The sequence below is a fragment of the Streptomyces sp. NPDC002476 genome (assembly GCF_042889785.1).
GTDB lineage: Bacteria > Actinomycetota > Actinomycetes > Streptomycetales > Streptomycetaceae > Streptomyces.
In genome coordinates, this window is record NZ_JBIARH010000005.1 from 20,759 (window position 1) to 43,122 (window position 22,364).

At 71.2% G+C, this 22,364-nt stretch carries 16 protein-coding genes; 9 read left to right on the forward strand and 7 right to left on the reverse strand.

Features of this window, described 5'->3' with window-relative positions; translation table 11 throughout:
- Positions 1–31: 31 nt before the first annotated feature.
- The gene (gene cofD / locus ACFYXM_RS07460; RefSeq protein ID WP_389287759.1) at positions 32–988 is read left to right on the forward strand and encodes a 2-phospho-L-lactate transferase; all 957 of its coding nucleotides are present in this window, start codon (positions 32–34) and stop codon (positions 986–988) included.
- Positions 985–2,382, forward strand: a complete 1,398-nt coding sequence (locus ACFYXM_RS07465; RefSeq protein ID WP_389287761.1) for a coenzyme F420-0:L-glutamate ligase — start codon at positions 985–987, stop codon at positions 2,380–2,382. The genes cofD and ACFYXM_RS07465 overlap by 4 nt, the downstream gene beginning before the upstream one ends.
- 290 nt (positions 2,383–2,672) lie before the next feature.
- Here the strand turns inward: ACFYXM_RS07465 and ACFYXM_RS07470 are convergent, their stop codons facing one another.
- From ACFYXM_RS07470 to ACFYXM_RS07480, 3 genes are all read right to left on the reverse strand, one after another.
- A complete protein-coding gene (locus ACFYXM_RS07470; protein WP_389287763.1) occupies positions 2,673–3,671 on the reverse strand; it encodes a DNA-3-methyladenine glycosylase family protein in 999 nt (332 codons plus the stop codon).
- A 326-nt stretch (positions 3,672–3,997) separates the two neighbouring features.
- A complete protein-coding gene (locus tag ACFYXM_RS07475; protein WP_389287764.1) occupies positions 3,998–5,089 on the reverse strand; it encodes a sugar phosphate nucleotidyltransferase in 1,092 nt (363 codons plus the stop codon).
- Between the two features lie 204 nt (positions 5,090–5,293).
- Entirely contained in the window at positions 5,294–7,051 is a 1,758-nt protein-coding gene (locus tag ACFYXM_RS07480; RefSeq protein WP_389287766.1) for a peptidoglycan recognition protein, read from the reverse strand.
- A gap of 137 nt (positions 7,052–7,188) precedes the next feature.
- On the opposite strand from ACFYXM_RS07480, the gene ACFYXM_RS07485 reads away from it, so the two are divergent.
- From ACFYXM_RS07485 to ACFYXM_RS07500, 4 genes are all read left to right on the forward strand, one after another.
- The gene (locus ACFYXM_RS07485) at positions 7,189–7,941 is read left to right on the forward strand and encodes a TIGR03089 family protein (protein ID WP_389287768.1); all 753 of its coding nucleotides are present in this window, start codon (positions 7,189–7,191) and stop codon (positions 7,939–7,941) included.
- A 168-nt stretch (positions 7,942–8,109) separates the two neighbouring features.
- Positions 8,110–9,420 carry an LCP family protein gene (locus tag ACFYXM_RS07490; RefSeq protein WP_389287770.1) on the forward strand — a complete coding sequence of 437 codons (1,311 nt, stop codon included), beginning with the start codon at positions 8,110–8,112 and terminating at the stop codon, positions 9,418–9,420.
- A gap of 223 nt (positions 9,421–9,643) precedes the next feature.
- Positions 9,644–11,488: an LCP family protein gene (locus ACFYXM_RS07495; RefSeq protein ID WP_389287772.1), complete on the forward strand. Its 1,845-nt coding sequence runs from the start codon at positions 9,644–9,646 to the stop codon at positions 11,486–11,488.
- Positions 11,489–11,537: 49 nt separating this feature from the next.
- Entirely contained in the window at positions 11,538–13,250 is a 1,713-nt protein-coding gene (locus ACFYXM_RS07500; RefSeq protein WP_389287774.1) for an LCP family protein, read from the forward strand.
- Between the two features lie 108 nt (positions 13,251–13,358).
- On the opposite strand, the gene ACFYXM_RS07505 is transcribed toward ACFYXM_RS07500, so the two are convergent.
- A complete protein-coding gene (locus tag ACFYXM_RS07505) occupies positions 13,359–14,372 on the reverse strand; it encodes a glycosyltransferase family 2 protein (RefSeq protein ID WP_389287776.1) in 1,014 nt (337 codons plus the stop codon).
- Positions 14,373–14,658: 286 nt separating this feature from the next.
- Between ACFYXM_RS07505 and ACFYXM_RS07510 the strand changes: the two genes are divergently transcribed.
- Positions 14,659–16,029 (forward strand): LCP family protein, encoded by a 1,371-nt coding sequence (locus ACFYXM_RS07510; RefSeq protein ID WP_389287778.1) that lies wholly within the window; start codon positions 14,659–14,661, stop codon positions 16,027–16,029.
- A gap of 178 nt (positions 16,030–16,207) precedes the next feature.
- Here ACFYXM_RS07510 and ACFYXM_RS07515 read toward each other — a convergent pair whose 3' ends face one another.
- A complete protein-coding gene (locus ACFYXM_RS07515; protein ID WP_389287780.1) occupies positions 16,208–16,756 on the reverse strand; it encodes an acyl-CoA thioesterase in 549 nt (182 codons plus the stop codon).
- A 119-nt stretch (positions 16,757–16,875) separates the two neighbouring features.
- On the opposite strand from ACFYXM_RS07515, the gene ACFYXM_RS07520 reads away from it, so the two are divergent.
- Complete coding sequence (locus ACFYXM_RS07520; protein WP_389287782.1) at positions 16,876–18,168, forward strand: LCP family protein; 1,293 nt, start codon at positions 16,876–16,878, stop codon at positions 18,166–18,168.
- 165 nt (positions 18,169–18,333) lie between these two features.
- Here the strand turns inward: ACFYXM_RS07520 and ACFYXM_RS07525 are convergent, their stop codons facing one another.
- Positions 18,334–19,344 carry a DUF5954 family protein gene (locus ACFYXM_RS07525; protein ID WP_389287784.1) on the reverse strand — a complete coding sequence of 337 codons (1,011 nt, stop codon included), beginning with the start codon at positions 19,342–19,344 and terminating at the stop codon, positions 18,334–18,336.
- Positions 19,345–19,597: 253 nt separating this feature from the next.
- On the reverse strand, positions 19,598–20,755 hold the full coding sequence (locus tag ACFYXM_RS07530; RefSeq protein ID WP_389287786.1) for an acyl-CoA dehydrogenase: 1,158 nt from the start codon (positions 20,753–20,755) through the stop codon (positions 19,598–19,600).
- 224 nt (positions 20,756–20,979) lie between these two features.
- Between ACFYXM_RS07530 and ACFYXM_RS07535 the strand changes: the two genes are divergently transcribed.
- Positions 20,980–22,323: a UDP-glucose dehydrogenase family protein gene (locus ACFYXM_RS07535; protein ID WP_389287788.1), complete on the forward strand. Its 1,344-nt coding sequence runs from the start codon at positions 20,980–20,982 to the stop codon at positions 22,321–22,323.
- The last annotated feature ends 41 nt before the right edge of the window (positions 22,324–22,364 follow it).

The window sequence follows — 22,364 nt, forward strand, 5'->3', positions numbered from 1 at the left end:
GGATCAGGCTCCGCCTGACAGACTGTCGGGCATGCGCATTGTGGTTCTGGCCGGCGGTATCGGTGGTGCTCGTTTCCTGCGCGGCCTCAAGCGGGCCGCGCCCGACGCGGACATCACGGTGATCGGCAACACCGGCGACGACATCCATCTGTTCGGACTGAAGGTCTGCCCCGACCTCGACACCGTGATGTACACCCTCGGCGGCGGCATCGACGAGGAGCAGGGCTGGGGACGTGCGGACGAGAGCTTCCACGTCAAGGAGGAGCTCGCGGCGTACGGGGTCGGGCCCGACTGGTTCGGCCTCGGCGACCGCGACTTCGCCACCCACATCGTCCGTACGCAGATGCTCGCAGCGGGCTATCCGCTGAGCGCCGTCACCGAGGCGCTCTGCGCGCGGTGGAAGCCGGGCATCCGGCTGCTGCCGATGTCCGACGACCGGGTGGAGACGCATGTGGCCGTCGATCTGGACGGCGAACGCAAGGCGATCCACTTCCAGGAGTACTGGGTGAGGCTGCGCGCCTCGGTCGAGGCGCAGGCGATCGTGCCGGTCGGCGCCGAGCAGGCCAAGCCGGCGCCGGGGGTGCTGGAAGCCCTCGCGGAGGCCGACGTCATCCTCTTCCCGCCGTCCAACCCCGTCGTGTCGGTGGGGACGATCCTGGCCGTGCCCGGGATCCGGGAGGCGATCGCCGAGGCCGGGGTGCCGGTCGTGGGCCTGTCCCCCATCGTCGGGGACGCGCCCGTGCGCGGGATGGCGGACAAGGTGCTCGCCGCGGTGGGCGTCGAGTCGACGGCGGCGGCCGTGGCCGAGCACTACGGCTCCGGGCTGCTCGACGGCTGGCTCGTCGACACGGTGGACGCCGGGGCGGTCGACGCGGTGGAGGCGGCGGGCATCCGCTGCCGTTCCGTGCCGCTGATGATGACGGACGTCGACGCGGCGGCGGAGATGGCCCGGCAGGCTCTGGCGCTGGCCGAGGAGGTACGGGCATGAGCGCCGCCGGGACGGCCCGCGGCGCGGCCTTCGGCGAGGCGGCTGGTGCGTGCTCCGGAGAGGCGGCCGGGGCGGTCTTCGACGAGGCGCCCTCGTACCGAGTCCGGGCACTGCCCGGGATTCCCGAGGTGCGGGCCGGTGACGACCTGGCGAAGCTGATCGCCGCCACCGATCCGGGGCTGGTCGACGGGGACGTCCTGCTGGTCACGTCGAAGATCGTCTCCAAGGCGGAGGACCGGATCGTCGAGGCCGCCGACCGGGAGGCGGCGATAGACGCCGAGACGATACGGGTGGTGGCGCGCCGGGGCGCGTTGCGGATCGTCGAGAACCGGCAGGGTCTCGTCATGGCGGCGGCCGGGGTCGATGCCTCGAACACCCCCGCCGGGACGGTGCTGTTGCTGCCCGAGGACCCGGACCGCTCGGCGCGCGCGATCCGGGACGGGCTGCGGGACGCCCTCGGCGTCGAGGTCGGGGTCGTCGTCACGGACACCTTCGGACGCCCCTGGCGCGACGGACTCACCGATGTCGCGATCGGGGCGGCCGGGGTCCGGGTGCTGGACGATCTGCGTGGTGGGACGGACACGTACGGCAATCCGCTCAGCGCGACCGTGGTCGCCACCGCCGACGAACTGGCCGCCGCCGGTGACCTGGTCAAGGGCAAGGCGTCGGGGCTGCCGGTCGCGGTGGTGCGCGGGCTCGGCCATGTCGTGGCCCCCGCGGACTCGCCGGACTCCGCGGGCGGGGCGCGGGCGCTGGTGCGCGACGCGGCCGACGACATGTTCCGTCTCGGCACCTCGGAGGCGGTGCGGGAGGCACTGACCCTGCGGCGCACGGTGCGCGAGTTCACCGACGAACCGGTGGACCCGGGCGTGGTGCGGCGGGCCGTGGCCGCGGCGGTGACGGCGCCCGCTCCGCATCACACGACGCCGTGGCGGTTCGTGCTGCTGGAGTCCGAGGAGTCGCGGACCCGACTGCTCGACGCCATGCGGGACGCATGGGTCGCGGACCTGCGCGGGGACGGGAAGAGCGAGGAGTCGATCGCGAAGCGGGTACGGCGGGGCGATGTGCTGCGCCGGGCGCCGTATCTGGCGGTGCCGTGCCTGGTGATGGACGGATCCCACACCTACGGGGACGAGCGGCGGGACACCGCGGAGCGCGAGATGTTCGTGGTCGCCGCGGGGGCCGGGATCCAGAACTTCCTGGTGGCGCTGGCGGGCGAACGGCTCGGCTCGGCGTGGGTGTCCTCGACGATGTTCTGCCGTGACGTGGTGCGCGAGGTGCTGGACCTGCCGGAATCGTGGGATCCGCTGGGCGCGGTCGCGATCGGGCGGGCGGCGGTCGCGCCCACGGCACGGGACGCGCGGGATCCGGAGGCGTTCATCACGGTGCGGTGAACGAGCGCGCCGGGCGAACGCGATGGGCGAGCCGCGGTGGACGAGCACGATGGGCGAGCGTGATGGGCGAGCGTGACGGGCGAGCGTGACGGGGCTGCGTACGGCTCGGTGTCCTGTTCGGCCCGGAGCCCCTGCCGCACCGGCTCGGCGTTCTTGTCGTACGGCTCGGCGTTCTTGTCGTACGGCTCCGGGCGCGCGCGGGCGGTCCCCCGCCGTCCCCTGTCCGAGTGTCGGGATGTACCGGGCATCCGGAGGCGCCGAGTGTCGGGGTCTCCAGGTCCCGCGCCGCTTCACAGACGGGCGATGTCGCCCCGGGTCATGCGCGGGGCCCGGCGGGGCAAGACGCGGCCGGAGAGCAGGATGAGGCGGGTGGCCCGGTGCCGCTGGCCCTCGTAGGGGGCGAGCAGGGCCAGCATCTCCTCGTCGTCCGCGTGCCGGTTGTCCGCCAGGGCGTGGCCGACGATGCCCGGGAGGTGAAGGTCGCCGACCGTGACCGCGTCCGCCGCGCCGTTCGACCGCTGGAGGGTCTCGGCCGCGGTCCAGGGTCCGATGCCGGGCACGAGGCACAGCCGGGCCGTGGCCTCCGGGAGGTCCATGCCGGCCGCCTCCTCCAGACGGCGGGCCACCCGCACCGCGCGCAGGATCGTGGCCGAGCGCTTCGCGTCCACGCCCGCGCGGTGCCACTCCCAGGACGGGACCAGCGACCAGGTGCGGGGGTCCGGCATGACGTACAGGCCGAGGGCGGCGAACGCGGCGTCGTCCGTCGGCCCGGGCGCCGGAGTGCCATGGGCGCGGACCAGGTAGCGCCAGGCCCGGTACGCCTCGTCCGTGGTGACCTTCTGCTCCAGCACCGAGGGGATCAGGGACTCCAGGACCAGGCCGGTGCGCAGCAGACGGAGTCCGGGGCGCCGGTGCCGGGTCACGGCGAGCAGCCGGTGGTACGGACGGAAGGCGTCCGGGTCGTCCTCCGCGCCGAGCAGGGTCGGGAGGCGGTCCAGCAGCCAGGGTGCGCCCGGCCCCCAGGCCGCCGCCTCGATCCGGCCGCCCCGGTCGGACAGGCGGAGGGTGCCGGGGCCCGTCGGCGTGCGGCCGGTCCGCCAGACCGTTCCGTCCCGGGTGATCCGGAAGGTGGGGTCGGCGGGGCCCCGGCGCAGCGGGCCGAGGACGAGGCGCAGGTCGAGCGGGCCGGGCGGGGTCCAGTCGCGGGTCGGCGTGTGCTTCGCCGGGGCCGCCGCCTGGCGCGGGACGGCCGCACGAGGGGCGGTGCGGGGAGCGAATCGTCCTGCCACGGATGAGGTCCTCGGTCGTCGGGGTGCCTGTCGAGGGTAACGGCCTGGGAAGCGCCAGGGAGCGGGCTCGCGCCGCCCTGCGATTCCACCTGCGGCGTTGTCGCCGGTCGCCGGTCGCCGATGCGCCGCATCGCCCCCTCCCCCGCCCTTGCGATCGAAGCCGCACGACGACGCGGCGCTCCCTGAGCCATTCCCTGTCGTCCCCAGGCCATGGGCACGTCGTCCTCAGGCCGTGGGCACAGGGACGGGTGCCCGGTCGAGGGCGGCCGTCCGCCCGTTCTTCCTCTTCTTCCGTTTCCTCTGCTTCTGCTATTCGTCCGTTTTCGCTATTCGTCGGACGAGAAGCGCACCGCAGCGTCCGGCAGGACCGCCCCGCACCAGACGCGCATGCCGCCCAGCAGTTCGTTGTCGGCACCGACCCGTGCCCCGTCCCCGATCACCGCGTCGTCGACCACCGTCCGGCTGCCGATCCTGGCACCGGCTCCGACCAGCGAGTCCGTGATCACCGCTCCGGGTTCGATCACCGCTCCGGCCAGCACCGCGGACCCGGCTATCCGGGCTCCCCCGCCGATCAGGGCGCCCTCGCCGACGACCGTGCCGCCGGTGAGTTTGGCGTCGGCGGCCACGGAGGCGGTCGGCAGGACGAGCCGTTCGCCACAGCGCCCGGGGACGGCCGGGGAGGGGGCGCGGCCGAGCACCAGGTCGGCGGAGCCGCGCACGAAGGCGCGCGGGGTGCCGAGGTCCAGCCAGTAGGTGGAGTCGACCATGCCCTGAAGATGGGCGCCGGAGGCCAGCAGCCCGGGGAAGGTCTCGCGTTCGACGGAGACCGGCCGGCCGGCCGGGATGGTGTCGATGACCGAGCGGCGGAAGATGTACGCCCCGGCGTTGATCTGGTCGGTGACGATCTGTTCGGGCGTCTCGGGCTTCTCCAGGAACGCGGTGACCCTGCCGCTGCCGTCCGTCGGCACGAGGCCGAAGGCGCGCGGGTCCTCGACGCGGGTGAGGTGGAGCGAGACGTCCGCCCCCGAGGTGGTGTGCGTGGTGACCAGAGCCAGGATGTCGAGGCCGGTCAGGATGTCGCCGTTGAAGATGAGCACCGGTTCGTCGGGTCCCGAGGTGAGCCGGGACGCGACGTTGCGTATCGCGCCGCCGGTGCCCAGCGGTTCGCGTTCGGTGACGTACTCGATGTGGAGACCAAGCTTCGAACCGTCCCCGAAGTACGGCTCGAAGACCTCCGCCAGATACGAGGTGGCGAGCACGATGTGCTCGACCCCGGCGGCCCGGGCGCGCGCCAACTGGTGCGTCAGGAAGGGGACGCCCGCCGCCGGGACCATGGGCTTGGGAGTGTGCACCGTGAGCGGGCGCAGCCGGGTGCCCTTGCCGCCCACCAGGAGGATCGCTTCTCTTGCCTGTGTCACAGCGCTGACTCTGCTTCCTGGTGGGGCCCTGCCTTGTTCGGCTGGCCAGTGTATGCAGACCGGTTCGTACGCATCCGGCTCCGGTCCGCCCCGGTCGTGCCCGGTCGGCCCGCGAGATCCACGGCGGCCTTTCGGCGGCGTCCCGTCCGGGCCCCGGAGACCGTCCTGCGGCGCGTCCCCGAAAACCGTCCGGTGCCGCCGGGGTCAGCGTCCCTGAAGACGCGCGGAGCTGGTGCGGACCGAGCCGAGCTTCTTGTAAAGACGCGCTCCGGGGCATTCGGTTGCGAAGCCGTCCCGGTGGCCCGAGATGACGTTGAGTCTGGCCTTCGTGCCCTTCTTGAACTTGTTGCCGCCGCCCGAGACGAGCGTGGTCCTGCCGCTCGGGTCGGCGCCGAACAGGCCGAGCTTCCACGCGGTGAGCTTGGCGACGGAGTTCACCGCGGCGGCGGACGGGTTCGAGCCGCTGAAGGTGCCGAGCACCGCGATTCCCATGCTGTTGCTGTTGAAACCGAGCGTGTGCGCTCCCAGGACTGCCTTCGTCACTCCGCCCGCCCGCCCTTCGTAGATGGTGCCGCACTTGTCGACGGCGAAGTTGTAGCCGAAGTCCCGCCAGCCGCTGCTCTTGACGTGGTATCGGTAGATGCCGCGCAGGACCGCGGGCGCCTGGGAGCACGTGTAGCTGTTGCCCGTGGCGCTGTGGTGGATGAACGCGGCCTTGACGGCCTTGGTGTATACGAAGGCACGTTCCCTGAGCTTCTCGTCGGCTCCCCAGCCCTTGCGGGTGATGATGCGCGGGCGGGGGCCGATGTACGGCTGGGCGCCGGGCGCGCGCCCGGTCTCCGCCTCGCTCCGTGCCTCGGTCTCCGCCTTGTCGAGGGCGGGGAGCACGGTCCCGCCGAGCGAAGCGGCTTCGAGGGGGGTACGGCCGTCTCCGGAGCCCCAGATGCCCCATGAGTCCCGGGCGGCCTCGACTGCCTCGGCGCCCGCGGCGGCCTGGGCACCGGCCGCCGCCGCGACGGACTCCGTGAGGTCCGCGAGACCCTCGAAGTTCGTGTCGTCCGCATCCTCGGCGCGCCCGGTCGTGCCAACGGTCTCTGTGGTCCCAGTGTTTCCGGTGGTCCCGGTGTCTTCGGTGCTCCGGCCGGTCTCGGCCGGGACCCGCCGCGTTTCCCGGCCGGGGTCGACGAGTTCGAGGCGCAGGCCGGTGGGCAGGGACGCGGCTGAGCCGGCCCGGTCCTGGGAGCCCTGGGGGTCACGAGCACCGTACGAGTCGCGAGAGCGGTGCGAGTCATGAGACGAGTCATGAGAACTGTCGGACTCATGGGAGTCACGGGAGTCGTGGGAGCCAGAAGCCTCGTGGGAGTCAGGAGTGTCGTGGGAGTCAGGAGTGCCCTGCGATTCATGAGCGCCATGGGCATCATGAGTTTCGTGGGCGTCATGAGTGCCGTGCCGATGGGAGTCCGGGCCCGCCGGGCGTACGCGCACCGCGACACCGTCCGAGTCGCCGACCCAGAGCGGGGCGGTGGAGCCGCGGACACCGCCGGACCCTCGCTCGGTGCTCCCGGGGTCGGCGGCATGCTCGGCGTTGTGCGTCTCCAGGTCCTGCCAGTCGGACCAGCGTCCGGTGCCGCGGGCGCGGGTTCGGACCTGGGCGGTCCCGTGCAGTTCGGTGTCCGGGTCGTCCCATACCACGCCGACCAGCGAGAACGGGCGGACCGTGCGCTCGGTGAGTCCCTGTCCGGCGGACTCGGTGGTCCGGGTGGGGTCCTCGGTGGCCGGGCCGGAAGGGTCCGCCAGGGGCACCATCGCCAGGGACTGCGTCGACCCCGACACCCCGGAGGGCCCGGCGGACTCGACGGGGGCGGAGTCGGTGTCGGGGGCCGCGCCCGCGGGCGCGGCCGAGGGCAGCACGAGCACCGCCGCACAGGTGACGCCGATCGTAGATGCAAGAAAGACACGCATGCGAACAATCTTGGGCATAATCCGACAACTCCGTCCACCGGTGCAGTCCCCCGCACTTGACGGCCCGTCTGCCGAGCCGGTGCACCCGCTTCCCGTCCGCCCGCCCCGGCGCTCCGCGGCCGCGTACCCTTGCGCGGATGAACGCCACCGACCGCACCCCCGCCGACCTGCTGCGTTCCGCGCTCGCCACGGACCCGGCCCGCCCCTTGGTCACCTTCTACGACGACGCCACCGGAGAACGGGTGGAACTGTCGGTGGCCACCTTCGCCAATTGGGTGGCCAAGACCGCCAATCTGCTGCAGGGCGACCTCGCAGCCGAGCCCGGTGACCGGCTCGCCCTGCTGCTGCCCGCGCACTGGCAGTCGGCTGTGTGGCTGCTCGCCTGCTCCTCGGTCGGCGTCATCGCCGACGTGCAGGGCGACCCGGCCGACGCCGACCTCGTCGTCAGCGGCCCGGACGCGCTGGAGGCCGCGCGCGCCTGCTCCGGCGAGCGGGTCGCGCTGGCGCTGCGGCCGCTGGGCGGCAGGTTCCCGCAGGCCCCCGAGGGGTTCGCGGACTACGCGGTCGAGGTGCCGGCTCAGGGCGACCGGTTCGCCCCGTTCGCGCCCGTGGACCCGGACGCCCCCGCGCTGACGGTGGGCGGCACCGAGCTGACGGCGTCGCAGTTGGTGGGGCGGGCCCGCGAGGACGCCGCCGGGCTCGGCCTGACCGCGGGGTCGCGGCTGCTGACCGGGCGCCCGTACGACAGCTGGGAGGGGCTGAGCGCGGGGCTGTTCGCACCGCTGGCCGCGGGTGGCTCCGTGGTCCTCTGCCGCCACCTGGAGCGGTTGGGTGAAGACGGCCTGGCGAAGCGCGTCGAAAGCGAGCGGGTCACCAACACCGTGGTATGACAAGAGCCCTGATGCTCACCCATCCGGCCCATACCGGGTCGAGTCCTCAGGACTGCTCGTCAACTCCGGTACATGATCGGCGGTACCGACCACCGGGACACAACCAAGCGTGAGGTTCAGCCGTCTACTCCTGCGACCGGCGGCCCAGCGCGCCGCCGACCGTGAAGGATGGACGCAGACGTGAGCGAAAGCGCCGACCCGCCGGGCGACTCCGACGGCCCGGGGACGGGCCGGAAGGACGGCCCGGCCGGGGGCCGGGACGCCGACGGCCCCGGGGCGGGCACGGACGGCGGCGGACCGGCGGCAAACCCCGACGCGCCGCGCGGACGCCACTGGCCGCGCTGGGCCGCGCTCGGCGCCTCGCTCGTCGTCCTGGCCGCCGCAGGCGTCGGCTCGTGGCTGTACCGGAAGCTCGACGCCAACATCAGGACGGACACCTCGGCCGCCACCGAGCTGCGCGTGTACGAGCGGGAGCGGCCCGCCACCGTGGTGCGCAACGCGGAGAACATCCTGCTCATCGGCTCCGACACCCGGGCCGGCGACAACCGCGCGTACGGCAGTGACGACGGCGGCAGCCAGCGCTCGGACACCACGATCCTGCTCCATCTGGCCGCGGACCGGGAGAGCGTCACCGCGATCTCCCTGCCACGCGACCTGATGGTGAAGATCCCGGTCTGTCACAGACCCGGCGGCGCGGCCACGAAGAAGCAGTTCGCCCAGTTCAACTGGGCCTACCAGTTCGGCGGCACCGCCTGCACGGTCCGCACGGTCGAGAAGCTGACCGGCATCCGGATCGACCACCAGATGGTCGTCGACTTCAACGGGTTCAAGGACATGGTCGACGCCGTCGGCGGGGTCGAGGTGTGCCTGAAGAAGCCGGTCGACGACCCCGACGCGCGGCTGAAGCTCCCCGCCGGGCGCCAGAAGCTCGACGGCGAGCAGGCGCTGGGGTACGTACGGGCCCGCAAGTCCATCGGTGACGGCAGCGACACCGAGCGGATGGACCGCCAGCAGCAGTTCCTGGGCGCGCTGGTGAACAAGGTGCAGAGCGACGGTGTCCTGCTCAATCCGACCCGCCTGTACCCGGTGCTGGACGCGGCCACGAAGTCGCTGACCACCGACCCGGGACTGGACAGCCTCAGGGACCTGTACGACCTGGTGCGCGAATTGCGCGACGTACCGACCGACAGGGTGCAGTTCCTGACCGTGCCCCGGCGGCCGTACGGACCCGACCCGAACCGGGACGAACTCGTCCAGCCCGATGCGGAGCGGCTCTTCGGCCGGCTGCGCACGGACGCACCGGTCACGGTGGTCCCGGCGGACCGAATCGAGCGTGCCGACCGGAAGAACCTCAAGGGTGACGACGGGAAGAACAGCGGGAAAAACAATGCCTCTGCCGATACTCCGGGCGCCGCGAGCCCGAACCCCACCCCCACCTATTCGGGCAACAACGCGGCGGTGGACCCGTGTCGGCAGTAAAGCAATTCTCAAACAGAAGCCGGTGATCGGCGTGTAATGACCAGAATGACCAGTTGTAAGGACCGTGGAATTTGTCACGCACGTCGCTCGACGCCGAACTGGGCCGATAGTGTGACGCGATCCGGTGCTTCCGGCCGTCAGGCCGCGCACTTCTGGAGCGAAAGATCGGGCGCCTGACCGGGGCAGGCGCCTCGCGTGGCACCGACGGAGGACTCAAACAACCGTGGATGCGCAAAGCCGTGGGCGGGCGGATGAATTCGACCCCGCAGACCAGTGGGTACTCAACCCGGACACCGGCGATTACGAACTGCGACTGAACAATTCCGGAGGGGATTCGGCCACCGCTTCCCAGGCGCCGGGGCCGCGCGTCCCCCGTCGCAGAGAAGCGGAAGACGTTCGTGACACCGGCGGCCCGCGCGGGGAATCGGCACGCGGCGGCGAGCGCGGGGAATCGCTCCGTGACGGGGGTCAGCCCCGGGGCGCGGCCCGCGACGAGCAGGGGCGCGGCACCTCCCCGCACCGCGAGGTGCCCGAACAGCGTAGTCGCCGTTCGGCGGGCGGCCCGCGCGGCAAAGGGGGTTCCGGCCAGGCCGAGGCGGCGGGCCGGCGCAGCCGCAAGGCGCCCAAGGCGCGCCGCAAGAAGGCCCTGCTGTGGACGGGCGGCACGATGGCGTTCGTGCTGGTCGGCCTGCCGGTGGGCGGGTACGCGCTGTACCAGCACTTCAACGGCAACCTGAGCACGGTCGACGTGGGCACGGCGGGCAACAAGAACGTCTTCGACAACGACGCCCCGATCGACATTCTGGTCATCGGGACCGACAAGCGCACCGGCAAGGGCAACGAGGGCTACGGCGACAAGGGCAGCGTGGGCCACGCCGACACCAACATCCTCTTCCACGTCTCCAAGGACCGCTCCAACGCGACGGCGCTCAGCATCCCGCGCGACATGATCGTCGACATCCCGGAGTGCATGACCAAGCAGCCGGACGGCTCGGAGAAGGCCGTTCCGGGGACGGCGGGCGTCCGCTTCAACGAGAGCCTCGGCCAGGAGGGCCGCAACCCGGGCTGCACCATGCGCACGGCCGAGGAGTTGACCGGCCTGAAGATCGACCACTTCATGATGGTCGACTTCAACGCGGTCAAGGAGCTGTCCACCGCGGTCGGCGGTGTCCAGGTCTGCCTGGCCAAGCCGGTCAAGGACAAGGACTCGCACCTGGACCTGCCGGCGGGCGAGCACCGCATCCAGGGCGAGGACGCCCTGGCGTTCGTACGGACCCGGCACAGCTTCGGCAACGAGAGCGACCTGGACCGGATCAAGGTGCAGCAGCAGTTCGTCGCCTCGATGATCCGTCAGATACAGTCGAGCGACACCCTGACCAGCCCGACCAAGCTGTACAAGCTGGCGAACACGGCGACCAGGGCGCTCACCGTCGACACGGGCATCGGCTCGGTGACGAAGCTGACGGAGCTGGCTCAGGAGCTCGGCAAGGTCGACACCAAGAACATCACCTTCGTGACCGTGCCGGTGAAGGACAACCCGGCCGAGAAGGTCCGGGCGACGGTGGTACCGGACGCACCCAAGGCCGACCCGCTGTTCGCCATGATGCGCGAGGACACCTCGCTCACCGAGGTGAACGCGCAGAAGAAGAAGACCAAGAGCAAGCAGGACGCGCTCCTCAAAGGGCCCAGGGCGAACGCGGCCGACATACGGGTCGACGTGTACAACGGCGGCGAGATCGGCGGCGCCGCGCAGCAGACCGTCACCTGGCTGCAGAACACCCACGGTGTGCTCAAGTCCACCAACAAGGCCAACGCCCCGGCGAAGACCAGGAAGACGGCGCTGGAGTATGCACCGAACCAGGCGGACCAGGCCCGCGCCCTGGCCGACCTGATGGGCCTGCCCGCCTCCGCGCTGAAGCAGGGCACCACGGACGCCGAAGGGCTTCAGGCGATGATCCTGACGCTGGGCGCCGACTTCAAGGGCGCGGGCATTCCCATCGCGGCACCGGCGAAGGCACCGGAAGGTGTCCAGCAGGCGAACGCCGCCAAGCCAGAGTGCGCCAAGTGACACCGGGTCACCGCGCCACACCACGAGTCTGAACAGCAGGGGGGTCCCGGTGGGACGGAGCAGCACACCCGGTGGGGAGACGCGACCACGCGTCCGCGACGCGGGCCAACTCGGCTGGGACGACGGCCTCTACGAGGACGCGCAGGAGGAGCCGGAGCAAGGGCCGGACCAGGGCCCCGGCGCCCGGCAGCCCGCGTCCGGGGGCGCCGGTCACCGGGGCGGCGGGGCGAAGCGGCACGGTGGCAAGGGCGAAGGCCGGAACAAGAAGGGCAAGCGCCGGGTACTGCGCTGGAGCGCCACGGTGCTCGCGGTGCTCATACTCGGCGGCGCGGGCGCCGGATACTTCTACTACGAGCGCCTCAACGGGAACCTCAAGAAGGAGGACCTGACGCTCGGCGACAAGAAGATGGCCGACCACAAGGCCAACGCCGCCGGGCAGACCCCGTTGAACATCCTGCTCATCGGCTCGGACGCGCGGGACTCCAAGAAGAACCAGAAGCTCGGCGGGGCCAAGGACACCTTCGGGGCGCCGCCCCTCGCCGACGTACAGATGCTGGTCCATCTCTCCGCGGACCGCAGCAACATGTCGGTGATCAGCATGCCGCGCGACACCATGCTGAAGATCCCGAAGTGCACCGACCCGAAGACGAAGCGCGTCTACCCCGCGACCACCGGCCTGGCGATGACCAACGAGACGCTCGGCCGCGGCGGTCCCGGTTGCTCCGTGGCCACCTGGTACGAGCTCACCGGCATCACCATCGACCACTTCATGATGATCGACTTCGCGGGTGTGGTCTCGATGGCCGACGCGATAGGCGGCGTCCCGGTCTGCGTCAAGAGCAACGTCTACTCCCACACGAGCGACGGCAAGGGCTCCGGGCTGAAGCTGGAGAAGGGCACCACGAAGATCAAGGGCAAGCAGGCCCTCCAGTGGCTGCGCACCCGCTACGGCTTCGAGGACGGCACCGACCTCGGCCGTACCCACGCCCAGCACATGTACATGAACTCGATGGTCCGTGAGCTGCGCAAGGGCACCAAGCTCACCGACCCGGGCAAGCTGATGGATCTGGCCGAGGCGGCGACGAACGCGCTGACGGTCGACAAGGGCGACAACGGCCTCGGCTCGATCAATAGGCTCTACGACCTCGCGGAAGAGCTCAAGAAGGTGCCCCCCAAGCGCATCACCATGACGACGATGCCGAACGTCTACGGGACGGGCGCGCTCAAGGAGCGGGTGCTCCCCAAACCCGGCGACGCCGACCAGCTCTTCCAGATGGTCCGCGACGACATCCCGCTCGACGGCAAGGCGTCCAAGCGCAAGACACCGGCCGCCGCCAAGAAACCCACCGCGTCCCCCGCCGAGATCCCGGTGACCGTCCGCAACGGAACGCGGACCGACACCGAGTACCCGGCCAAGGGCCGTGCCTCGGCGGTCAAGGAGCTGCTGGCCGGGAAGGGGTTCACCCAGGCCGCGGTCGACGCGCAGAACACCGAGGCGGCGAAGCGGACCGGGATCCTCTTTCCCACCGTGGACATGGAGGGCAATGCCCAGGCGGTCGCCAAGGCGCTCGGCATCCCGCTGTCGGCGGTGAAGAAGTCGACCGACGTCTCGGGCATCACGCTGACCGTGGGGGCCGACTGGCGCGAGGACGGCGACTACCACGCGCCCTCCGCCGAGCAGAAGACCCCGGACAGCGCACGGGCGCTCAACGGCGACGACGAGTCGGCCTGCATGGACATCCAGCCGGGCTTCGGCTGGTAGGCACCGGGACACGACGCACCGCGGGGGCCCTCCGGCACATCGGAGGGCCCCCGCGGTGTCCGTGGTGTCCGTGGTGCTCAGAGCCTGTCGGTGATCTCCGGCCGGCTCTCAGACGGTCATGGCCGGGCGGCGGCTGGCGATGACCTTCTTCGCCAGCGAACGCGGGCTGGTCAGGAAGCCGTACCCCCACGACATGTGCATGGTCGCCAGCGCCACCGGAATCCGGACCCGCGCCTTCAGCGGCAGACCCTTGCCCGCCGGCACGGACCCGGCGACGATCGCGGCGACGTACCCGGCGGGAACGACGAAGGCCCACGGGGTGACGGCCGCACCGGCCACGATGCCCGCGGCGATCGCGCAGACGGCGGTGGGCGGCGCCAGGTAGCGCAGGTTGATCGAGCCGGAGTGGTAGCGGGCGACGACGTGCCGCCAGCGGCCGTAGTCCTTGTACTGCTTGGCGAGTGCCCGGACCGAGGGCCGGGGCCGGTACTGCACCTTCAGCTCGGGCGAGAACCAGATCAGGCCGCCCGACTCGCGGATGCGGAAGTTCAGCTCCCAGTCCTGGGCGCGGATGAACTCCACGTTGTAGCCGCCCGCCTTCTCCAGCGCCTCGCGACGGAAGACCCCGAGGTACACGGTCTCGGCCGGACCGGCCTGGCCCCCGGTGTGGAAGGCCGCGTTGCCGACGCCGATCCTCGACGTCATGGCCGCGGCGACCGCGTCCTCCCAGGCGTTCTCGCCCTCGGCGTGCATGATGCCGCCGACGTTCTGCGCGCCCGTCTCCTCCAACAGCCGGACGGCCGTCGCGATGTAGTTCGGCGACAGCATCCCGTGACCGTCGACCCGTACGACCACGGGGTGGCTGGACGCCTCGATCGCGGCGTTCAGGGCGGCCGGGGTGCGGCCGGACGGGTTCGGGACGGTGTGGACCCGGGGGTCCTCGCGCACCAGCTCCGCTGCGATCTCGTCCGTCCGGTCGGTGGAGGGGCCCAGCGCGATCACCACCTCCATCTCACCGGCGTACTCCTGCTCCAGGATGTGCCGGACGGAGTTCCTGAGATGACGTTCCTCATTGAGCACCGGCATGATCACGGAGACGGCGGGGTGCTGCGCGGCAGACATGGTGGTCCTCGGGTGGGCGGGTGGTCCTCGGGGGCGCGAGGGGTTCGCACCCCACCAGGCAACGGTATTCGGCCGCCACGTTACCGCTAATGGGGGACACGGACGCGCGCCACCGGGTCGCTTCGCGGGCAGTCGATCATATGGGCCTACTGTGCGAACGGTCCCCTCGCACCGCGGAGGTCCCCCCGTGCCCACGCCGCACCCCTCCCCCCGCCGTTCCCCGCGCCCCCGCGCCGTCCCGCCGCCACACAGGCCGAGAGGACGGGCCGGGCGACCGCGCTGGGGCATGCGGATGGTGACCGGTCTCTCGGTCCTCGTCCTCGGCGCCGGAGGCATCGGCCACGCGATGGTGACCGGTCTGGAGACCGGGATCGACCGGATCGACCCGTTCAAGGACATGAAGAACCGGCCCCGGGCCGGGCACGGCACGAACCTGCTGCTGGTCGGCACCGACGGCCGTGACCGGATCACCCCGGCGGAGAAGAAGAAGTACCGGCTGGGCGGCGCCCCGTGCAACTGCACCGACACCTTGATGCTGGTCCACCTCTCGACGGACAAGAAGCGCGCGAGCGTCGTCTCGCTGCCCCGCGACAGCTACGCCGAGGTCCCCGAGCACAAGGACCTCACCACGGGACGGACCCACTCCCCGCACCCGGTGAAGCTGAACGCCGCCTATGCCGAGGGCGGCCCCGGGCTGACCGTGCGGACCGTGGAGCACATGACGGGCGTCAAGATCGACCACTATCTGGAGGTCGACTTCACCAGCTTCATGAAGACCGTGGACACCCTGGGCGGGGTGCGGATCTGCACGCCCCGGCCGCTGAAGGACTCGTACACCGGTCTCGACCTCGCAGCGGGCACCCACGACCTCAATGGCGGACAGGCGCTCCAGTTCGTCCGGTCCCGCTATGTCGACGGGGCCTCCGACCTGGGCCGGATGCAGCGCCAGCAGAAGTTCCTCGCCTCGCTGATCGAGCAGGCGACCAGCAGCGGCGTGCTGCTGAACCCGGTGAGGTTCCGGGACGCCGCCTCGACGATGCTGAACTCGGTCCGGGCTGACAAGGGGTTCGGTACGGAACAGATGCTGGAGCTCGGAAGCGCGATGCGCGGCTTCTCCCCCGCCTCGTCCGAGTTCGCCTCCGTGCCGCTGGAGAACGTCGCCCATCCGGTCAAGGGGATCGGTTCCACGGTGAAGTGGGACGAGCGGAAGGCGGACAAGCTGTTCCAGGCCCTGCGCGACGACAAGCCGCTCGCCCCCGAGCGCCCGGACGCGCCCCGGTCGAAGGCCGTTCCGGTCGACGTCGCGCCGGAGCGGATCCGGGTCCAGGTCTACAACGGGACGACGAAGGACGGGCTCGGCAGAACGGTCGACGACGCGCTGCACGCCACCGGTTTCGACACCTCGCGCACCCCGCTGAACGCGGACTCGCGCGACCTGCGGCGCACCCTGATCACCTACGACTCGCGCTGGGACCGGTCCGCGAAGTCCCTGGCCGAGGCCCTGCCGGGGGCCGAACTGCGGGAGGTGACCGGGCAGGGCCCCACGCTGAAGGTGACGGCGGGCGCGGACTTCGACACGGTGCGGCCGGTACGGGCCGAAAAGACGGAGCGGGGGGAGTTCGGCACGGTCACGGGTGACCAGGTGACCTGCCCGTGACGTCCGTGGCCGGTCGGCCCCGGGGCCGGTACGAGAACGCCCCGGGGGACCGGCGCCGACCGGGGCGGGTCGACCACGCCGGGAACCGAGGACGCCCGGGGCCCGCCCGTCGACGGCCCGGCCGGCAGGAGGCCGCACCGCCGATGACCCGCCGACGGGACGCCCGCCCGTCGACGGCTCAGTCGCCGATGCCGTCCGCGGCGCGCTTCTCGCGCAGTTCCTTGATCGCGCGACGCCGTGCCAGACGGTGGGTGCGCCGGATCTGCGCCTCCTGGTAGCGCCTCCTGTCCCGCTCGGTCTCCGGGATGACCTGCGGCACGGGGCGTGGCCTGCCGTCCGCGTCCACCGCGGCGAACACCAGGTACGCGCTGCCGACCTGCTGGGCGGGGGTGGACTCGTTCCACCGCTCGGCCATGACCCGGACGCCGACCTCCATCGAGGAACGGCCCGTCCAGTTCACCTGGGCACGGACGTGAACAAGGTCACCCACGCGAACCGGCTCCAGGAAGACCATCTCGTCCATCGACGCCGTCACCGCGGGTCCGCCGGAGTGCCGTCCGGCCACGGCGCCCGCCGCGTCGTCGACCAGCTTCATGATCACGCCACCGTGCACCGTGCCCAGCAGGTTGGTGTCGTTGCCGGTCATGATGTGGCTGAGGGTGGTCCGGGATGCGGCGGTCGACTTGCCGGGAATGCCGCCCTCCGGACGTGGGGACTGATCTGTCATATCGTCCACCTTATGCGGGGCATTCGAGCCGACGGCAATGCATCAGCTTCGCAACAGCACCGGTGCGATTTTCCGTACACCCTGTAAGAGGAGCACACCCGGCCTGCACACTGGACCGCATGAGTGATTGGCCCGAGGGCTGGACCGACGACAACCGCGGCGGTGACCGCGGCAACCGCTACGGGCAGGGAAGCGGAAGCGACCGGCCCGAAGGCGCCCGTGTGATGCGCCACGTCCAGCGGCGCCCCGCTCCGCCGCAGCAGCGCCCGGCCCCGCCCCGGCCCCGCCAGGCACCGCCGCAGTACGCCGACGGCGCGGGGTACGACAGCGGTTACAACACGGGCCAGGTCTACGGCGGCGGCCGGGACGGCGGCGGGAGCAACGGCCCCGGCGGCGGCCGGGGCGACGGCGGACAGGGCTACGGACGCCCGGCACCCGACTGGGGCCGCCGCATCAAGGTGGGCGCGCTGTCACTGGTCGTCGTGGTGCTCGCGGTCTCCATAGGCACGTACTTCTGGGCCGACTCCAAGCTCAACCGCGAGGTGGACCTCTCCAAGGTCATCGAGCGGCCGGAGGAGGGCGACGGCACCAACTACCTGATCGTCGGCTCCGACAGCCGCGCGGGCATGACGGACGAGGACAAGAAGCGCCTGCACACCGGCTCCGCCGAGGGTAAGCGGACCGACTCGATGATGATCCTGCACGACGGGTCCAACGGGCCGACGCTGATCTCGCTGCCGCGCGACTCGAACGTCGAGATCCCCTCGTACAAGGGCTCCGACTCCGGCAAGCTCTATCCGGCCCGCGGCCGTTTCACCAAGCTGAACGCCGCGTACGCCGAGGACGGCCCCGAACTCCTCGTCCGCACCGTCGAGTTCAACACCGGCCTGCACATCGACCACTACGTCGAGATCGGCTTCGGCGGCTTCGCCAACATCGTGGACGCGATCGGCGGCGTGGAACTGGACATCCCCAAGGCGTTCAAGGACAAGAAGTCCGGCGCCGACTTCGAGGCGGGCAAGCAGACGCTGAACGGCGAGCAGTCGCTGGCCTTCGTCCGCACCCGGTACGCGTTCGCCGAGTCGGACCTGGCGCGTACGAAGAACCAGCAGAAGTTCCTCGCGGCCCTCGCCAGCCAGACGGCCACGCCCTCCACGATCCTCAACCCGTTCAAGCTGTACCCGACGATGAGCGCCGGCCTGGACACCCTGATCGTGGACGAGGACATGTCGGTCTGGTCCCTGGGGCAGATGTTCTTCGCCATGAAGGGCGTCACGGGCGGCGACGGCACGTCGATGAACATGCCGATCTCCGGCTCCGCCGGCGGCAACCTGGTCTGGGACAAGGCCAAGGTCAAGCAGCTCGTGGACCAGCTCAACAACGACGAGAAGGTCACCGTCTCCGAGAAGTGAGGGGGAGGGGAGCCGGCGGGACCGGGCGAACGGTCGCGGCCGAACGGCGCCCCGGGACCACCGGGCGGTACGCGAACGGGCCCCGGCGGCACACCGGTTCACCGGTTCGCCGCCGGGGCCCGGCCGCCTCCCCGGCCGGGGGCCGCGTCACCCCCGGCCCGGGGCCTACTTCGAGTAGTCGATGTTGCCCGACTCATCCATGTAGGGATGGATCTGGGTGGGCTCCTGGATGTCGACGTCCGAACGCCGGGGCCCCTCCGGCCCCGCGGGACCGATCCGCATCATCCGCTCGATCCGGACGACCTGGAAGCAACGCCCGCGCACGTTCAGCTCATTGGGCCGCACCTGCCGCATGAACGCCTCCGCGGCCCGCGCGTACGCGGCGGTCTCCTGCTCGTCCGACTCCTCGATCAGCGGCCGGACTTCTTTGAGGTAGTGGGCGAAGGAGCGCCGCGCGTCCTGCGGGGTCGGATGCTGGCCCGACGCCATCGACCAGGAATGCCCCTTCTTCTCCATCACCCGGAAGGTGACCGGCAGCAGCACCAGCCCCGGATGGGTCCGCAGCGCCCGCCGCGAATCGGCCAGCACATCGGACGGGAAGCGGTCCGAGGTGTACTGGTACGGCAACAGCCCCATCCGGTCCAGCCCCTCCGTCAGCCCCACCGCCGCCGCGTGGTCGACGACGAAGCCCTTGGTGGTGGAGGGGACGCGCGTCCGGAAGTCCCAGCCCTCGCAGTCCACGTCCGTGGGCCTGGGGGGCTCCAGGCGCCCGCCGCCGATCCTGGTGAACTCGTCGGCACGCACGACGCGGTATCGCGTGTCCCCTGCGGTCAGTTCGTTCACCGGCTCGGTCTCCAGCCGCGCCACCGCGTCCAGCAGCAGACGCCTCTCGCGAGGATCGTCCGTCTCGTCCTTGGCCTTGAACCAGAGATGGGAATTCAGCTCGTCACGGGCGTCCTGCGGGTAGCCGGTGTCCATGTCCGTCAGCAGCCGCCATCGCGGCCGCTCTCCGCGACGCTGCTCGGCGATACCGAAAAGCGGCCCGCGGACCACGATCTTCGCGTACTCCCGGGACGCGGCGAAGGCATCCGCCTCGGTGACCAGGGACACCGGATCGTCGCGGTGCTCCACGTTGATGACGAGCTGCTCCGGATGCTCCTGATAGTGATCAACCATGCACTCAGTGTGCCGAGTTCGTCGCCGCGAGGTGGGCGAAACGGAAGAACCGACCACCCGGATCCGCCGCCCGCACCCGAGGCCCGCCGGAGGACTCCCCGCCCTCCCGGCCGCGGCCCGGCCGGGCCGCCGTCGCCGCGAGGCCGACGCCCGGGTGCCGACGCCCCGCTGAGGCGCCGGAGGGCGCGTGGCCCGCAGACGGCAACAGCCCCCGGCATCACGCCGGGGGCTGGCCTGACCTGCGAAAACCCCGCTACGGAAGGTTCCTCGCCATCACGATCCGCTGAACTTGGTTCGTGCCCTCGTAAATCTGGGTGATCTTCGCGTCGCGCATCATCCGCTCCACCGGGTAGTCCCGTGTGTAGCCGTAGCCGCCGAGGAGCTGGACCGCATCCGTGGTGATCTCCATGGCGACGTCGGAGGCGAAGCACTTGGCCGCGGCGCCGAAGAAGGTGAGGTCGCCGTCGACGCGCTCGGACTTGGCGGCGGCCGAGTAGGTGAGCTGGCGGGCCGCCTCCAGCTTCATGGCCATGTCGGCGAGCATGAACTGGACGCCCTGGAAGTCGGCGATCGGCTTGCCGAACTGCTTTCGCTCCTGGACGTAGCCCTTGGCGTAGTCGAGGGCGCCCTGGGCGATGCCGAGGGCCTGGGCCGCGATGGTGACGCGGGTGTGGTCCAGGGTCTTCATCGCGGTGGCGAAGCCCGTACCCTCCTCGCCGATCATGCGGTCTGCGGGGATGCGGACGTTGTCGAAGTAGACCTCGCGGGTCGGGGAGCCCTTGATGCCGAGCTTCTTCTCCGGGGCGCCGAAGGAGACGCCCTCGTCCGACTTCTCGACGACGAAGGCGGAGATGCCCTTGGAGCGCTTGGTCGGGTCGGTGACGGCCATGACCGTGTAGTACTCGGAGACGCCCGCGTTGGTGATCCAGCGCTTCACACCGTTGAGCACCCAGAAGTCGCCGTCGCGCACGGCGCGGGTCTTCATGCCGGCCGCGTCCGAACCCGCGTCGGGCTCGGAGAGGCAGTACGAGAACATCGCGTCGCCCTTGGCGAGCGGGCCCAGGTACTTCTTCTTCAGGTCCTCGGAGCCGGAGAGGATCACCGGGAGCGAGCCCAGCTTGTTCACGGCCGGGATGAGGGAGGAGGAGGCGCAGGCGCGGGCCACCTCCTCGATCACGATGACCGTGGCGAGGGCGTCGGCGCCCGCGCCGCCGTACTCCTCCGGCACGTGCACGGCGTGCAGGTCCGCACCGGTCAGGGCGTCCAGGGCCTCCTGCGGAAAGCGCGCCTCCTCGTCGACCGCCGCCGCGTGCGGGGCGATCTTCGCCTCGGCGAGCGCACGCACCGTCTCGCGGAGCATCTCGTGCTCCTCGGCCGGACGGTACAGGTCGAAATCGGTCGAACCCGCCAAAGCGCTCACTCCCCAAAGAAGCTAACTACCGTTAAGTAACCCAATTTTAGAGCGCGCCGCCCGCCTCGGCCTATGCAATGCGTGCGTGACCTTGCCGACAGGGGTCCCGGGACCTGCGCGGACGGCCGGAATCGGGGCCTGTGGCGGCACGACTATGCTCGTTCACCGCACGTTCCACCGCATGTCCCGACCGCACGTCTGCCCGCACCTCCCAGGAGCACCGCATGGCCCTCAGGATCACTGTGATCGGCACCGGATATCTCGGCGCCACCCACGCCGCGGCCATGGCGGAACTGGGCTTCGAGGTCCTCGGCCTCGATGTCGTGCCGGAGAAGATCGAGATGCTGGGCGTCGGCCGGGTCCCGATGTACGAGCCGGGGCTGGAGGAGCTGCTCCGCAAGCATGTCGCGGGCATCGAGGGGTCCACGGGACGGCTGCGGTTCACCACCTCGTGGCAGGACGTGGCGGACTTCGGCGATGTGCACTTCGTGTGTGTGAACACTCCGCAGAAGCACGGCGAGTACGCCTGCGACATGAGCTACGTGGACAGCGCCTTCGAGTCCCTGGCCCCTCATCTGACCCGGCCCGCCCTGGTCGTCGGCAAGTCGACCGTGCCCGTGGGCTCGGCCGCCCGGCTGGCGGCCCGGCTGGCGGAGCTGGCCCCGGCGGGCGCGGACGCCGAACTGGCCTGGAACCCGGAGTTCCTGCGTGAGGGCTTCGCCGTGCAGGACACCCTGCACCCGGACCGGATCGTCGTCGGCGTGGCGAGCGAGCGGTCCGAGAAGCTGCTGCGCGAGGTGTACGCGGTGCCGCTCGCCGAGGGCTCGCCGTTCGTCGTGACGGACTTCCCGACCGCCGAGCTCGTGAAGACCGCGGCCAACTCCTTCCTGGCCACGAAGATCTCGTTCATCAATGCCATGGCGGAGGTCTGCGAGGCCGCCGACGGCGACGTGAAGAAGCTGGCCGAGGCCATCGGGCACGACGAGCGGATCGGGTCCAAGTTCCTGCGGGCCGGGATCGGGTTCGGCGGCGGCTGCCTGCCCAAGGACATCCGCGCGTTCATGGCGCGCGCCGGTGAGCTGGGCGCGGACCAGGCGCTGACCTTCCTGCGTGAGGTCGACTCGATCAACATGCGCCGCCGCGGTCACATGGTGGAGCTGGCCCGGGAGGCCGTGGGCGGCGACTCGTTCCTCGGCAGGCGGGTGGCGGTGCTGGGCGCGACGTTCAAGCCGGACTCGGACGACGTACGGGACTCGCCGGCGCTGAACGTGGCCGGACAGATCCACCTCCAGGGCGGCCAGGTCACGGTCTTCGACCCGAAGGGCATGGAGAACGCCCGGCGGCTCTTCCCCACCCTCGGTTACGCGGACTCGGCGCTGGACGCGGTGCGCGGCGCGGACGTGGTGCTGCACCTGACGGAGTGGCGGGAGTTCCGCGAGCTGGACCCGGCGGCGCTCGGGGAGGTCGCGTCGCGCCGGATCATCCTGGACGGCCGCAACGCGCTCGACGGCGAGCTGTGGCGCGGCGCTGGCTGGGCCTACCGGGCGATGGGACGCCCGACGGCCTGACCGCCGGGCCGTACGGCTTCTCCGCCGTACGACTCCTCCCT

Bases quoted from the DNA above. Each gene is read 5' to 3' on its own strand.
- ACFYXM_RS07465 (WP_389287761.1), top strand. From the start codon at position 985: ATGAGCGCCGCCGGGACGGCCCGCGGCGCGGCCTTCGGCGAGGCGGCT.
- cofD (WP_389287759.1), top strand. From the start codon at position 32: ATGCGCATTGTGGTTCTGGCCGGCGGTATCGGTGGTGCTCGTTTCCTG.
- ACFYXM_RS07535 (WP_389287788.1), top strand. From the start codon at position 20,980: ATGGCCCTCAGGATCACTGTGATCGGCACCGGATATCTCGGCGCCACC.
- ACFYXM_RS07485 (WP_389287768.1), top strand. From the start codon at position 7,189: ATGAACGCCACCGACCGCACCCCCGCCGACCTGCTGCGTTCCGCGCTC.
- ACFYXM_RS07515 (WP_389287780.1), bottom strand. From the start codon at position 16,756: ATGACAGATCAGTCCCCACGTCCGGAGGGCGGCATTCCCGGCAAGTCG.
- ACFYXM_RS07520 (WP_389287782.1), top strand. From the start codon at position 16,876: ATGAGTGATTGGCCCGAGGGCTGGACCGACGACAACCGCGGCGGTGAC.
- ACFYXM_RS07490 (WP_389287770.1), top strand. From the start codon at position 8,110: ATGGACGCAGACGTGAGCGAAAGCGCCGACCCGCCGGGCGACTCCGAC.
- ACFYXM_RS07480 (WP_389287766.1), bottom strand. From the start codon at position 7,051: ATGCGTGTCTTTCTTGCATCTACGATCGGCGTCACCTGTGCGGCGGTG.
- ACFYXM_RS07510 (WP_389287778.1), top strand. From the start codon at position 14,659: ATGCGGATGGTGACCGGTCTCTCGGTCCTCGTCCTCGGCGCCGGAGGC.
- ACFYXM_RS07505 (WP_389287776.1), bottom strand. From the start codon at position 14,372: ATGTCTGCCGCGCAGCACCCCGCCGTCTCCGTGATCATGCCGGTGCTC.
- ACFYXM_RS07525 (WP_389287784.1), bottom strand. From the start codon at position 19,344: ATGGTTGATCACTATCAGGAGCATCCGGAGCAGCTCGTCATCAACGTG.